The organism is Enterococcus sp. DIV0421 (assembly GCF_051713745.1).
Taxonomy (GTDB): domain Bacteria; phylum Bacillota; class Bacilli; order Lactobacillales; family Enterococcaceae; genus Enterococcus_D; species Enterococcus_D casseliflavus.
In genome coordinates this window covers 770,724-785,311 of the sequence record NZ_JBIOQM010000002.1, presented here as the reverse complement: position 1 = coordinate 785,311, position 14,588 = coordinate 770,724, and the positions used below count along the sequence as shown (strand labels likewise).

At 42.3% G+C, this 14,588-nt stretch carries 15 protein-coding genes; 2 read left to right on the top strand and 13 right to left on the bottom strand.

Annotation, left to right across the window (positions count from 1 at the left end; translation table 11 throughout):
* Nucleotides 1-8 precede the first annotated feature (8 nt).
* Nucleotides 9-506: a hypothetical protein gene (locus IGI96_RS14790; RefSeq protein WP_438785241.1), complete on the bottom strand. Its 498-nt coding sequence runs from the start codon at nt 504-506 to the stop codon at nt 9-11.
* A gap of 305 nt (nt 507-811) precedes the next feature.
* Between IGI96_RS14790 and IGI96_RS14785 the strand changes: the two genes are divergently transcribed.
* Nucleotides 812-1,006 (top strand): hypothetical protein, encoded by a 195-nt coding sequence (locus IGI96_RS14785; protein ID WP_438785240.1) that lies wholly within the window; start codon nt 812-814, stop codon nt 1,004-1,006.
* A 142-nt stretch (nt 1,007-1,148) separates the two neighbouring features.
* Here the strand turns inward: IGI96_RS14785 and IGI96_RS14780 are convergent, their stop codons facing one another.
* The 7 genes from IGI96_RS14780 to IGI96_RS14750 all read right to left on the bottom strand — a co-directional run bounded on the left by IGI96_RS14780 (nt 1,149) and on the right by IGI96_RS14750 (nt 8,813).
* A complete protein-coding gene (locus IGI96_RS14780) occupies nt 1,149-1,712 on the bottom strand; it encodes a hypothetical protein (RefSeq protein ID WP_438785286.1) in 564 nt (187 codons plus the stop codon).
* Nucleotides 1,713-1,732: 20 nt separating this feature from the next.
* A complete protein-coding gene (locus IGI96_RS14775) occupies nt 1,733-1,975 on the bottom strand; it encodes a hypothetical protein (RefSeq protein WP_252712378.1) in 243 nt (80 codons plus the stop codon).
* A 666-nt stretch (nt 1,976-2,641) separates the two neighbouring features.
* A complete protein-coding gene (locus tag IGI96_RS14770) occupies nt 2,642-3,013 on the bottom strand; it encodes a hypothetical protein (RefSeq protein ID WP_438785285.1) in 372 nt (123 codons plus the stop codon).
* Nucleotides 2,988-3,464 (bottom strand): hypothetical protein, encoded by a 477-nt coding sequence (locus IGI96_RS14765; protein ID WP_438785284.1) that lies wholly within the window; start codon nt 3,462-3,464, stop codon nt 2,988-2,990. Before IGI96_RS14765 ends, IGI96_RS14770 begins: the two co-directional genes overlap by 26 nt.
* On the bottom strand, nt 3,442-4,863 hold the full coding sequence (locus tag IGI96_RS14760) for a hypothetical protein (protein ID WP_438785283.1): 1,422 nt from the start codon (nt 4,861-4,863) through the stop codon (nt 3,442-3,444). Before IGI96_RS14760 ends, IGI96_RS14765 begins: the two co-directional genes overlap by 23 nt.
* 186 nt (nt 4,864-5,049) lie before the next feature.
* Nucleotides 5,050-6,801 (bottom strand): glycoside hydrolase family 35 protein, encoded by a 1,752-nt coding sequence (locus IGI96_RS14755; RefSeq protein WP_438785282.1) that lies wholly within the window; start codon nt 6,799-6,801, stop codon nt 5,050-5,052.
* On the bottom strand, nt 6,801-8,813 hold the full coding sequence (locus IGI96_RS14750; protein WP_086338323.1) for a beta-galactosidase: 2,013 nt from the start codon (nt 8,811-8,813) through the stop codon (nt 6,801-6,803). The genes IGI96_RS14755 and IGI96_RS14750 overlap by 1 nt, the downstream gene beginning before the upstream one ends.
* A gap of 121 nt (nt 8,814-8,934) precedes the next feature.
* On the opposite strand from IGI96_RS14750, the gene IGI96_RS14745 reads away from it, so the two are divergent.
* Nucleotides 8,935-9,741: an AraC family transcriptional regulator gene (locus tag IGI96_RS14745; protein ID WP_005225848.1), complete on the top strand. Its 807-nt coding sequence runs from the start codon at nt 8,935-8,937 to the stop codon at nt 9,739-9,741.
* Here the strand turns inward: IGI96_RS14745 and recO are convergent.
* The 5 genes from recO to IGI96_RS14720 all read right to left on the bottom strand — a co-directional run bounded on the left by recO (nt 9,735) and on the right by IGI96_RS14720 (nt 14,586).
* Complete coding sequence (recO, locus tag IGI96_RS14740) at nt 9,735-10,508, bottom strand: DNA repair protein RecO (protein ID WP_005225847.1); 774 nt, start codon at nt 10,506-10,508, stop codon at nt 9,735-9,737. The genes IGI96_RS14745 and recO overlap by 7 nt on opposite strands.
* Nucleotides 10,509-10,601: 93 nt before the next feature.
* Nucleotides 10,602-11,501, bottom strand: a complete 900-nt coding sequence (era, locus tag IGI96_RS14735) for a GTPase Era (RefSeq protein WP_005225846.1) — start codon at nt 11,499-11,501, stop codon at nt 10,602-10,604.
* Nucleotides 11,502-11,535: 34 nt separating this feature from the next.
* A complete protein-coding gene (locus IGI96_RS14730) occupies nt 11,536-11,925 on the bottom strand; it encodes a diacylglycerol kinase family protein (RefSeq protein WP_016610244.1) in 390 nt (129 codons plus the stop codon).
* Nucleotides 11,909-12,385 carry an rRNA maturation RNase YbeY gene (gene ybeY / locus IGI96_RS14725; protein WP_005225844.1) on the bottom strand — a complete coding sequence of 159 codons (477 nt, stop codon included), beginning with the start codon at nt 12,383-12,385 and terminating at the stop codon, nt 11,909-11,911. The genes IGI96_RS14730 and ybeY overlap by 17 nt, the downstream gene beginning before the upstream one ends.
* Complete coding sequence (locus tag IGI96_RS14720) at nt 12,385-14,586, bottom strand: HD family phosphohydrolase (RefSeq protein ID WP_438785281.1); 2,202 nt, start codon at nt 14,584-14,586, stop codon at nt 12,385-12,387. Before IGI96_RS14720 ends, ybeY begins: the two co-directional genes overlap by 1 nt.
* Nucleotides 14,587-14,588: the final 2 nt, after the last annotated feature.

Here is a 14,588-nt window from a genome sequence, read left to right as displayed (position 1 = left end):
TTCTGTCACTAACAGACTGACCAACCCAATTCGTTTAATCGTCGTTGATTGTTCAGCTTTTGAATTTCTAGCGGCGGTAATTCCGTCACACGGTATCCTTTTAACGTTGTTACCACATCCACAAAACTATACTTGATTTCTATGATTTCCCTTGCGATATAAAAAGCATTTTCTCCCAATTCACATACATCTCCAACTTTTACCGTTCGTCGTTTTTCCCAGGAAGGCAATGCATTCATCGAAGCTGTTTTGCAGTTGCTTATGATTTCTGTTTCTCTGGAAACTCGATTGTTTGGATCGAACGTACCGATTTTTTGCGCGACTACTGTTGCTTCAATCAGGTCATGTTGCCAACCTAAATTGCCTCCCATGTTGACATATCTTGCTTTCACTCGATTTTGGGCAATCGCTCGAACGATCCAACATTCGCGCTCATGATCAAAGAAATCATTGCGCTTGATCGAGTTGTTAAACCCAATCTTTTCTAATGTGATTAATTTAAGCATCCTTTCACCTATTTCTATTATTTGCTGACGAAATGCCTGCGAAATTTCCAATGAACAAACCCTTCAATCGTCACTCCGTACATGTCACAATAACGCACTAACTCCTCCTTGTTGTATATTTTTCCTCTCGATCAACACTTATTTGTTATCGGACACGGTAAAATGTAGGAAAATGGCCAAAAAACGACATTTTTAAATGTCCATTAACACTTATTCAACGAATCTTTCTTCTTACAAGATTGTCATGCGATCATTCCCTTTCCCTGATATACTTTACTTGATCACTAGATAAAGGAGTCTTTGTCATGGAAAAAATAAAAGAAATCCTATTGATTATTCCTATCTTTCTTATCTTGTACGTTACTCTTTGCCTGATTGTTGCATTTTTCATCAGTGTTTATCGCTTTGCTGTGAAAAAAGAATCTTTCTGGGAAAACTTCAAAGAATGGTTTATTGATTTATTTTTAGAACTCTTAAATCCCTTCAACTATCTTTTTTAATCTGCTGACTCCTACGAATGTCGGGAGGTGTCTAAACCGATGACCCAGTGAAAAAAGAAAGTGAAAAAACACTGGGAGGAGGAGCCCGACACTCGCACGGGTCAACAGATCTGAAACGGATGATCGGAAGATAGGTGTATCATTAAAAGAATTGCTCTCTTTCTGTCCAAAACTGCAACTTCCGTTGAAAATGCTTCTTATGCAGGCTATCGCTGATAATTCGTTCCCGACCACCAATTTGTTCCCATCCGCCAACGATCGCATATTGATACACCCAAGCTTGATCAGAGATTTCCGCATAATCTTGAATCCGCGCAAAATCACTGATAACGGCACAGCCTTTTACTTTCGCATGATCGAACACTTCCGCACGTTGCGTCAATCGGGCGTGTTCTGAAACGATCGTAAAATCACTCACCACCACATAGCCATACACTTCCGCTTGGTCTCGAACCTTTGCTCGTTTTTGAATCTGGGCATGGCCATGAACCCAAGCATCATCACACACTATCGCTTCATCAGAAACCCAACAAGTGTCCTCATGTGAAAGATTTTCCTGTTTCTCTATCCAACCACCCACCTCGCCGGCTTTCACGGTTCCAAACGCTCGACACGCTTGAATCCGATACAGTGTCCGGTGTTCATACGATTTGGTTTCGCCTGTAAAACAATATTTTGGCGTTCGTTCTCTTTCATACCGTGCCATATTTCTCTCCCCCTATTTCGCTAGTAAAGATACTTGATCGCATGTTTATACACGATTACAGGCTGCTCTTTTTCTTTCACTGCCAACAGACATTCATATTTGCCGACCTCGATTAAGGTACCAGTCACCATTTTCCCATCTAGAAAAGCCACCTTGATTAGCTGCCCTTTCTTTCGTTCCAATAGTTCTCGTTGGTTTGGCATTCGTTTCACGGATCTCTTTGGCCGAAAAGCTTTCTGTCTATCATTTGTTCTATTTTCCATCTGTTTCTTGTCCCCCTTACAAACTCATTTTTTCATCAGTCATTTGTCCGTTCCTGTATCCACATTCATTTCTCTGTTCTCTTCTTCGATCTACCCTAACGGGCATTCGACTGGATTATGGCGTCCGGATCCAGAAACCCTAGTAGACAACGGTAAATGCTCGCCCATCTTCTTGATAGGGTCTTCGCAAGTGCCTACATGTACTCCCGCATACGCTCAGAAAAAGTCTTTAAAAAACTCCTTCTGAAGTTTCCACATTACTGGAAATCTGATTTTCTATTTCAAAAATGTACGTAACCTTATCCCCTTAGTAGCGGTTCTGATTAGATAAGGCGCTATGGCTGATCGTTCCGATAATCTTCTTACTTGTGCCATCTATGGTTTACCGAAAACCGTCATCGTTTCCGTTCATTCCTGTTCCCAGTTCCTACCGCATGGACTCACACTACCAATTTGTTGTTGTAGATGCGTAAAAGAGAACCGACGTTGATGTCAAAAAAGGTCTAGCACATATGCCCTAACTTTAGCCGCAGACTCCCTAAGTGCTACTGTATTCGCTAAGTCCTCCATAGATTTTCTAAGCGTCCAATTACTTTCGATCAGATGTTAAGGTACATCGAAAAAGAGAACATCAAGTGTTTGTGTATTCAATTTTTAGTGTTCACCCTATCGCCCTGTTGGAAGCAACCAACGTAACGGCTGTTCAGGTTTCAAGCGGCGTGCGATCGTTTTTCCTGACGCATCCGTTACGCGTTTGATCTCTGGATAGATCGCTTTTAAGGGCAAGGTTTGTTTGTCATAGATTTTCCGCTCCTTTCCTTCCTGGTATTCCTCAAATTCCACAACGTCTCTGTCTTCGACACGAAATTTTCTCATATGGCGAATGATCCGTTTCTTTCCGTCCGATAAATAAATCGTTTCGAATGTGGGAAAACACTGGCACTCTACCCCGAGACGTTGTATATCGGTCATCCGAAAAATCCCTTGATCCTTCACCCGTGGGCCGGATTTTTCAGGAAACGCTTGATTTCTGTCCATTCCTTTTTCGCCTCCTCCGTTGATACTCTGTCACGTATTCTTGCGTGTCTGTTTGGTAAAATGTCCTACGACATACCCAATAAAAAGGCTGATACGGATGTCTCCGCTGGGCAATCAAAAGCCCATTCAAATCATAGATCGTCGCAAGTTGTGGGTAAATCTCCGCAAAATCGTAGGTCTCTAAGTAAAACCGTTGCGTCTGGTATCGCTTTTTGCGAGTGGGTGGTTCAGGAATCACCAAGTATTCACGAAATTTTCCTTGGTGTTTATGCCATTCAAAGAATCGAACAACAGGAATCTTCTCAATGGAGCCATCAGAAAAATGGAATCGTCTGGTTTCTTCAAAACTCCCGCAAGTGACACAAAAAGCATCAAAGTGTTTTTTCGTGAAATACTCCTGTTCATACACTTTTTCTTTTACCATTCCCTCAACCATTTTGTATCGCTTCATTTCTAAGCCAATCCGTTAAGTGAAGGATCGGTGTTTCTTCGATCTCTGTATAAAGCCACGTTTGAGCTTCTTTTCGGTCTCTTTTTTTCCGTTTTCGAATCTCATTTTCCAGCCCTGGAATCAGCGGAAGTTGTTCAGTGTCTGGTACAGGTTCTTTCTGCCGATCCGCCGTGTACATACAAGCTTCCCAAAAGGTTTCTATCGTAGCATGCCATACTTTCTCACGGTTGACATAAGGCTTATCCTTGACACAATTGATTTTTTCCTGAGATAAGAATCGTAAGACGCAGGTCGATAATTCTTGTTGGAAATTTTCTGCGCAGATCCGATAGTTTGTCCCTTGAGACGCAAGCCTTTGTTTTCGGCATTCCACTTGTTTTTTTGTTTGATAGGCAATATCAATCATGTCTTTTGCCGCAACGACACTGGGACTAAATAAAGCCATATGTTGCAATGCCTGGTCTTCAAAAAATGTGCTTTGATGAGTTTGAACAAAATGTGTGCGTAGGATCGCTTCTTGTTCGTATTGTTTTTTCTCCTCGAACGATTCCTCCACTGGCGCAAAACGATCGTTGAAAGAATTCGTTGGCTTCGTATCGATGTTTTTAGTATCAGTATTTTTAGTATCAGGTAGTTCTTTTAGATCTTTACATACCTCAAATTTTGAGGTTACATCATTAGACCGGGATTTATCGACCCTCTGATTTTTTTCGAGATTTTTCGATTCCTGATTTCTCAAGCTTTTTGCCGGCTCTCCTGTACCCTCATTTTTTGAGGTTACAGCGTCAGACCGGGATTTTCCTGTATCCTCAAATTTTGAGGTTACAGGAGCTGCACTTGTTTTTTCAGGAAGTTTCACCTCATTGGCCTTCGGCACCGCTGGGACATTTCCTTGCATCATTTGTCCAATATATTCAGATTGAATATCTCCATTGGCATAAAAAGGATCGTTCATAAGCGTCCCATCTTTTTTCCAGGTCTTTTCCAAAAAAACATCTGTTGGCAGGATCTGAATTTTCCCAACATAAATTCGATTTGGTAGTTTCTTAACCACCTTCCCATTTAAGAATTGATTCCCTTGATGTTCAATTCGAACCAATCCTTCTTTCTCCATTTGTTCAATGATCTTTCGAATGGTTTGTTCGGAACGTACTTTGGTATAAAACTGCATTTCTTTGACCGTCATCAAAATATAAGGTTTTCCCTCTTTGTCTAACAAAGTACGTTCACTCTGCTCATTGAACATCAGGCGATCCACCATTAATCCATATAAAATTCCTGCTTCAATAGGCAAATAATAATAGCGTTCGATCTCATTGAATATCTTGTAATACTTCACAAATGTCCCTGTTTTTAGATCCGCTAACGTATATGGGACAAACACATTTGATTCTGCCATCGACATTCCCTCCTTTGTCATTCACCAAACACAAAAAAACTTCTATGAACGAATTGTTCTGTCAGAAGTTTTTTGCTTGTTATTTTAATTTTCTTCTTGTCTGCGTCTGTTGAAAAAGGAGATTTTTCTCTCATTAATTTCTCATCTGTCTGGTAAATATTATACACTTACTTTGAACTTTTATGCTTATGGGCCTAAATCCGCCTGATCATGAAAGACGATCTCATCAGCGATTTTCCCATCACTTTCAAAAACGATGATCTCATTCATTCCGATTTTTAAAAACGGTGCTGGGACGTACAAGCGCTGCTGCGGTCCTTTTTCCCAGAAACGGCCGATCGTATGACCATTGACTTGGACAAACCCTTTACCCCAGCCTGGCAATTCGATAAAGGTATCTGCACATTCATCAAAAACACATTCAAAGCGTGAGAAACTTGGTTGTCCTTTTTGCCATTTTCCTTGGAAATCAATGGCATGCAAATTATCCATCGGTAAGGGATAGATTTCCCAGTTGCTTTGGAAGGCGCCATTGATGATCACACCGTCTTTGATGCCTTTGTGCTGATGGTTCATTTTTACAGAATAATTGACCCGCCCCATATTCTCCACCAAGATCCCCAACTCGTTTTCTGATTCTAATAAATCGAAACTGTGGGTTTGACCGATTTCTTGATCGTAATCGATGCGCAAAAGTTCCTGGTTGATAAACGTATGGGCACGATCCATCGTATTGATCAGACGGTAGTCGGCAATCTTCCGAGCAGGCCCAATCAGTGAGCGATAATAGATATAGCCTGTCGCTTGATTGCAGGCTTCCATCGATAACGGGAAATTACTTATGATCGGTTGACTGATTGTGTCGATCGTCGAAAACAAGGAGACTCGTTCTTTCACTGAGAATGTTCCATAAGCTTTTCGCTCAATTTTCATACTCAAGGGAAACTCAGGAATTTCCGCATAGTCAGCGATCACCTTTTTGAAGGCTTGGTATTTGGCAGTAGGTTCTCCCCATTCTGTCAACAAGGCATCGTAATCATAGCTAGTGACATCCGGCGCTAAGCGTTCATAATAGTTTGACCCGTTCATAAAGCCAAAGTTGGTCCCGCCATGAAACATATAGATATTGACAGAACCTAATGCTAAACAATCCTGCAATTCCTTTACTGCATCTTGTGTTGAGGTCGTATGGTGCTGGTCGTCACCCCAGGCATCAAACCAGCCGATCCAAAATTCCATGACCATCAGTGGCCGTTTTTCTCCGTGAAATCTTCGAAGTTTTTCAAAGTTTTCCTTGATGTTGGAGCCGCAGTTGATCGTAGGCAATGCCAAGTCTTTGATACTGCCGTTTTCTAGCATATCGTGCCAAGGTCCGTCAGAGGTCACTAACGGCGTTTCTACACCATGCTGCCGCATCGCAGCCACCATTTTCCGCAAATACTCTTTATCATTGGCGTAGCTGCCGTATTCATTTTCTACTTGCATCATTATAATCGGACCACCTTGGGTGATCTGCAGATCCCGCACTTGTGGAAACAAATGGGCGAAATAACGAGTGATTTTTTCCATAAATGGGGGATAATCAAACCGAAGCTTCATCATAGGGTCTTGCAATAGCCAATAAGGCAGTCCCCCAAATTCCCACTCCGCACAAATATAAGGTGCTGGTCGCAAAATGACATAAAGCCCTACTTCTTGTGCCGTTTGGATAAATCGCCGCAAATCAAGGATCCCATCAAATTGATAGACACCTTCCTGTGCTTCATGAAGATTCCAAGGAACATAGGTTTCGACGGTATTACAGCCCATCAAGCGTAGTTTCTCTAAGCGATCTTGCCAATATTCAGGAACGACACGAAAATAATGGATCGCTCCAGAGATCACTTTAAAAGGCTTGTTGTCTAAATAAAAGTCATCTTCAATAGCAAAAGTTCGCATCAGTTACGCCCCTCTTTGACGATATAGGTGGTGTATTGCGTCAGCATCATTTCTGAAGAAAGAACCTTACCCGTCAGAAGATCCGTTTTTCCAACAAACATTTCTGGCAGCGGTTGTGCTTCTTCGTGGAAATTGATGATGACGAAAAATTTCGCCTCTTCATTTTCACGACAGGCAATTTCTAGTTTTGTTGCCTCCTCGATCACTGGGGTAATATCGGTCTCTTTGACGATCGTTTTGAAAAGCTGATCTTGCAGCTGATCTTCCAACTGTCCACCAAAGTAATAGACGGTTCCATCGCCAAATGTATTTTTGGTCACTGCCGGCATTCCTGCATAGAAATTGCTCGTGTAATGCGCTAGCGCTTCGGCGTTTTCTAAATGGATCAAATCGCTGACTAAATTACTTGTTCCTGTAAGTTCTTCATTGACTAACGAAACCCCGTTTGATTGTTCTGGCGCTAATGCATCGATTTCTTCCACCCAGATGCCAGCTAACTCCCGCAAGGGGCCAGGGTAACCGCCTAAGTGAACATTGTCTGATTGATCAACGATGCCGCTCATATACGTTGTAAGTAAAGCACCGCCTTGCATAACGAAATCAGTTAGCCGCTCTTGCATCCCTTCTTTGATCATGTACAGAACCGGAGCTGCGACTAGCTTGTATTTTGATAAGTCAGCATCCACGGGAACCAAATCGACCGCAATATTTTGTTCGTAAAAATAGCGATAGTAGCGATGGATCTGTTCCACATATTTCAGGTCAACGGTTGGACCACTCGTATATTCTAAAGCCCAATAATTGTCCCAATCGAAAATCACAGCAACCTGTGCTTGGGTTTGCGTGCCAATGATGTCTGAAAGCTGCGCTAATTCAGCCCCAAGAGCGGCTGTTTCTCGGAAAACCCGCGTGTCTTCATGACCGACATGTTCGATGACCGCACCATGGAATTTCTCACAAGCACCAATGGAACGTCGCAATTGGAAGTATTGGATCGTATCTGCCCCATGAGCAATCGTTTGATAGCTTTGCGCCCGCATCTGTCCTGGTTTTTTTAATGAATTATAAGGCTGCCAGTTTTGTTGGGAAGGTGTTTGTTCCATCAGCATAAAGGGTTGCTGTTTTAACCCGCGCATCAAATCATGGGTCATGGCTACTAAGCTCCATGGCGTATTGTACGATGGATAATTATCCCACGAAACAAGGTCCATTTCCTTTGCCCACTTGAAATAATCCAGTCCTTTAAAGGTTCCCATCAAATTCGTTGTAATCGGTGTTGTGGGATCGATTTTCCGAATAGCGTCCCGCTCCATCATGTAGTTTTTTAAAAGACTATCCGAGTTGAACCGCCGGTAGTCAATAGAAATACCTGCAAATGCCGTCTTGTCATAGCCGATTCCTTCTGACAGCGCATTTGGCAGCACGATTTCATCCCATTCATACACCGTATGCCCCCAAAATTCCATATTCCAGGCTTTATTCAGTGCTTCGATCGTATGATATTTATCCTTTAACCAGACACGAAACGCTTTTTCACAGTTGTCGCAATAACATTCGCCGCCGTATTCATTATTGATGTGCCAACAAGTCACTTGTGGATTTTCGCCGTAACGTTCGGCTAATTTCGTTGCCAAGCGTTCTGCGTATTTTTGATAAACCAAACTGTTGGGACAGGCATTGTGCCGTTGCCCAAACTTATGATGGCGTCCATCATAATCGGTGCGAGCGACTTCTGGATACTTCTTAAACATCCAAGCTGGCAAAGCAGCTGTGGAAGTGGCTAAGACGATGTCGAAACCTTCCGTACTTAATTTTTCGATGATTTGATCCAATTCCTCAAAATCATAACAATTTTCAGAGGGTTGGATCTTTGCCCATGAAAAAACATTGACGGTCGCGCTATTGATACTTGCTTTTTTAAAGATCCGAATGTCTTCTTCCCAAATCTCTTTCGGCCACTGATTTGGATTATAATCGCCGCCAAATAGTATTCTATCAAAAAATTTTGTCATGTAAGTGAACGCTCCTTTAAAATAAAATGATTTCTACTCTCTTATTGTAAGGCTTTTCATTCTGTTGTAGTATAATACATGAAACACTATTTTATAACTTTTCGAAACACGGAGGTACGCTATGCCTATCTACTTTTATCAAACCAATCAGCAGCTGCCTTTATCTCTTGAAAGCATCGGCAACGATTGGGCGCAAGATGACGTCGCTCGTCCTGATGGTTATCCCTACTTCCATTGGCTGCAAACCGAGCAAGGGGAAGGCCGAATCACATTTGGTCAGGAATCGTTTATCTTACGTCCGAATGAAGGCATTTTGATTTTTCCTTTTACGCCCCATCGCTATTATCCATTGACTAACTGGAAAACATCCTTCGCCACATTCCAAGGCCCTTTGGCAGCTGAGGTGTTAAAGCAGTACACGAATCAGCCCTATATATTAGCTGAAGAGTCAGAAACCTTTTCTTATGTCACCTGGATCAATCAACGGATCAAAGAAGACCAACAAATCAGTTGGGACCCGCTACGGGCTTCTAGCGAATGTTACCGCTTTTTATTGGCGATCATGCAAGAACGCTCAGGGAATCCGACAGAAAAACACCCGCTGTTCCAACAATATCTGGTTCCCGTTATACAAGAAATCGAAACGAATTACGATCAGGCGATCACGATCAAAGAACTAGCAGGGCTCGTCTATGTTTCACCACAGTATCTTTCACGTTTGTTCCAACGTTTTTTGGGGCAATCTACTGCACAATATTTATTGAACTACCGCATGACCCGAGCCAAAGAGCTTTTGGTGGCACAGCCAGATCTGCCCATTCAACAAGCTGCCTTCGCAGTGGGGTTTCAAGATGCAAGTCACTTTACAGCATTATTCAAAAAAAGAGTCGGCTTAACTCCATTGAAGTTTCGCCAACTCTATCATTGATTTTTCGGTTTTAAGACGTCTTGCCATTGCCCCATCTGATCGATAAACTTCTTACTTTTTAAATGAATGCCCACATATTCATCATATAATAAATCAATCACTCGTCGGATCGCGGCTTTCGTTTCTGGCTTTAATTTGATTGAAGCAATCTGCTCGTAGGATATTTGCGAAAATAAGCGAATAAAATGGATCGCCCGAGAATCAGCATGATAACGACGTTCGTCCATCCCCCAGTGCTGTTCACATAAAATACCGCTATATTTTGAGGAATAGTCAAACCGACCGTCGGTTTTTCCGCAGATCGCACAATGGGTCCAATTCGGGGTGATCCCGAAACGGTGCAAAATCTGGATCTCAAAGATATTGGTGATGATCTCTGCGTCGTTTTCTTGATCCATTAATTGCAAGGCCTCATGTAAAAATTGGTATAGATGTGGGTCATAGACTCGATCATCAATAGCAGAATCAGCCAAATTCAATAAGTAGGTTGCATAACCAGCAATAAAAATATCACTTTGGATCGTACGAAAAGGATGGATGTCTTTGGCATTGTTTAAAAAGGACAAGCCTTCCGTTTTGATGGTTCCCATGTAGGTGGCTTCAGTATAGGAGAGCAGCGCTGGTGCCAAGGGGTTATTTTTCCGATGGGCACCCTTGACATAAAACATTTGCTTCCCAGCAGATTCCGTAAAGATTTTGACTAGCTTGTCTTTTTCTTTATGGTCTTTTGAAAAAAGCAAGATTCCTTTTGTTTCAACAAGATTCATCGTCGCACCCCATTTCTTTAAAAAAACTGATCCAGTTCGCTAACTGCATCAGTTTTTCTTCATTAAAACAGATCATGTTTGATCTGCATGTCATCAATACTCATCTTTGCGATAGCCATAATCTGTTAAGAATGTTTGCTTGTCGCGCCAATCTTTTTGAACTTTTACCCATAATTCCAAGAAGACTTTGTCATCTAACAAGTGTTCAATGTCTAAACGAGCTTTCGTACCGATCTGTTTCAGCATTTTTCCGCCTTTGCCGATGATAATGCCTTTTTGACTGTCACGTTCGACAATGATCGTCGCTTGAATATGCACCTTGTCATTGTGGTCTCGTTTCATGGAGTCAACCACGACCGCTACTGAGTGAGGTACTTCATCTCTGGTCAGTAGCAAGACTTTTTCCCGCACCAATTCGGAAACGATAAAGTATTCTGGATGATCCGTGATTTGATCCTCTGGGAAGTACTGAGGCCCTTCTGGCATTTCATCGATCAGTAGCTTCATTAACGTTTCGAAATTATTGCCTTCTGTTGCGGAAATCGGTACGATCTCAGCAAAGTCCATTTGTGAGGAGTAGTCTTCAATAATTGCCAATAAGGCATCTGGATGGACTTTATCAATTTTATTGATCACGAGGAAAACCGGTGTCTGACTTTGGCGCAATCGTTCGATAATAAAATCATCGCCCTTCCCACGCTTTTGGTCCGCACTGATCATAAATAGCGTCACGTCAACTTCTCGCAGTGCACTATAGGCGGTTTCAACCATAAAATCGCCTAAACGGTGTTTGGGTTTGTGGATACCTGGTGTATCGATAAAGATCAGCTGTGCGTCATCCGTTGTGTAGACCCCTTGGATTTTGTTACGGGTCGTTTGCGCTTTGTCACTCATGATCGCGATTTTTTGTCCTACGACTCGATTTAGTAGTGTTGATTTCCCAACATTTGGCCGCCCGACGATCGCAACGAAGCCTGATTTGTGTGTTGTCATTATTGTTCCCCTTTATCTTGTGTTTTGGTGCGCATCAGAAGAGCTGCAGCAATTTTGGCAAGAAGATGATCGCTGCGACGACTAACGCAAAAACTGCAGTCATCAGCACGGCACCAGCAGCCATATCTTTGATTTTTTTTCCGATAGGATGGAAATGGAAATCTGTAAACATATCTACGACGTTTTCAAAGACGGTGTTGATGATCTCAACGATCCAGACTAAGAAAACAGCTAGCAGCAACCAGAGCCATTCCATTTGACTCAAACGGAAAATAAAGCCCGCAATGATCGCAACGATTCCTAGTGCAACATGTTTACGCATATTGCGTTCCTCTTTAAAGACGGTTTTTATACCAGTGAAAGCAAATTCGATCGACGAAATAAATTGTTTGTTTTTCCCAATATTCTTATCTTTTGAGTCCATAGGCATCCAGTATTTCCTTTTGCAATCCAAACATTTCCTTTTCATCTTCAGGTGTCATATGATCATAGCCATTGATATGCAAGAAACCATGTAACGCCAAGAAACCCAGCTCCCGATCATAGGTGTGCCCGTATTCAGCAGCTTGTTCTTTCGCTCGTTCAATGGAGATCATAATATCTCCAAGATCACGCGGCAGCTCTTCAAGGGCTTCGTCAAAAATGATCGACAGCTCTTCGTCTGTTTCTTCTTCAAAGGCAAAACTAATGACATCTGTTGGCATATCTTTGCCGCGGTACTCCCGATTGATTTCTTGGATCGCCGCATTGTCCATAAATGTGACGGACATTTCTGTATCCTCTGGAAGTTCTAAATGTCCTGCAGCAAATTGCAACAGTCCTTCGATCTCTTTGATCTTGGTTTCCCCCACTGAATTTGTCTCATCTAAAAAGGTAATCTCCATTAGCGCTCTCTTCTTTCTTGTTCTTCTTTCATTTTCTCTGCTTCCGACTTCATTTTTGGATATTTGATCCGTGAATGGAAGGTACTGCAAAGTCCGTTGACCAGTGATTTTTCAATCATTCGGATTTCTTTCAAAGTCAGGCCTGTTTCATCCAGTTGACCGTCTAAGATCCGATCATTGATGAGATTTGCAACAAATTCTTGAATCTTTTGATTTGTTGGATTTTCCATCGCTCGAACAGCTGCTTCACAACTATCCGCGATACTCACAACGCCAGCTTCTCGTGTTTGCGGTTTTGGACCAGGATAACGGAAATCTTCTTCCGTTACCTCGGGATTACGCTCTTTGGCTTTCACGTAGAAATACCGCATCAAGGTCGTGCCATGGTGTTGACGACAAATGTCGATCACCATGCGGGGCATTTTGGCTTCTTCGAGAATTTCCGCCCCATCGATCACGTGACCGAAGATAATTTGTTTGCTGTCTTCAGGCAACAAGAAATTATGCGGGTTTTCGGCACCAGCAGGTAAATTTTCTACGAAGAAATTGGCATGTTTGACCTTGCCGATATCATGGTAATAACAAGCCACACGAGTCAGTAAGCTTTGCCCGCCGATTTCGGCAACGGCATTGGCACTAAGATTGGCAACCATCATACTGTGATGATATGTTCCTGGCGCTTCTTCCAGCAACTGTTTTAATAATGGATGATTCGGGTTGCTCAATTCATTTAACACGATCATACTCTCATCCGTCACCAACAATTCGATGTAAGGATGTAGTCCCATCGTTAGCAAATAGCTTAAGAGAGAGCCTGCTAAACCACAAATGATCGTGGTCCAAGTGTTCCCGCGAGCAAAATCCATTCCTTGGAAAATCACCAGCACAAAACTCAGTAAGAGCGGAAAGACGATCACCCACGCTACTGCCGTTTTCCCTTGACTAGCGATGCGGGCGCGCTTGATCATCGTTCCCATCAAGCCAGAGAACAAATAGGTGACTAAGACGGTCGTCAACAAGTTGGTTCCGCTAGAATCAAAGTAAATAAAGAGTGCACTGATTACTTGGAAAATCGCAGACAAAATCCCCAAACGACGGCTGGAGAAAATACTCAGGATCAACGGTGTAAACGCAGCTGGGAAAAACAGCGGGATAAAGGTCACTAATTCAGATTGGAAAAGTTGGAAAAACTTCATGATCAAAATACTGAATGCCATTGCCAAAATATAAAACGTGACCGCATTCATCCGTTTTTCCACGTCTTTCGTCTGTTTCGTGTAATAAAACACCATCAGCATCTGTAAGACTGTTGCTAACACTAAAGCGATCAATGGAAAAACAGAAAAGGTCTGATTAGTCATTCCTAAAAGCTGCAGCTTCTCTAGGGCATTGGCATCGATCTGCGAGCCCTCACGGACAATGATCTCTCCTTGATAAATCATCACTGGAGGAACAGCATCCATGGCGGTTTGCCGTGCTTCTTCTGTCCGTTTTTCATTTGGGATATCGTTCACGACGATTCCTTGATTGACTAAGAAACGTAAGACAGAAGCCATGTCTGAGCTAACGTCTAAGAACTGGATCTTATCTTCCGCCTCAGAACGAAACGTACTTAATTCCGTTTGGCGGATCTGTTTCGCCATTTGTTCATCAACTAATTGTAGCGCATAGGTACGCACTGTATTTAATTCATCATCACTTAATGAGAACATCGTCGTCAAAAAATTATTGGTAAATGACTGATAAAAATCCAGTTCATCATCACTCATTTTTTCAAATTCTTGTTTTAAGGCTGCGATATATTCATCTGTACTAGGTTTAGGGATATTTTCATCCTCATCGGCCTCAGCCACTTTTTTTTCATGGGCTTCATCCACTGATTTTTTGACTGAAGCAACTAAGTCAAATAAATGATCGATACGATCATGCTGCGTTTGCGCCAGTGTATCCTGATACGTGTACTCTGGTGGTACAGCTTCGGCAGCCAGTTTACGTTTTTGTTCCGTCGCAGCGGTATTTTCGATCGTTTTATTGGCACGGATATTTTCTTCCGCCACTTGACCTTCGCTATAATCGACATTGTTTTGTTTGACGCTGGTGTACATGATACCAATCGAAAAAAGAAAGAAAAGGAACATCAAAACTGGTAGATAGAATTTCCCAAGTCTTTCTCTAAATTTCCGTTGTGGTTGAATGATCATAG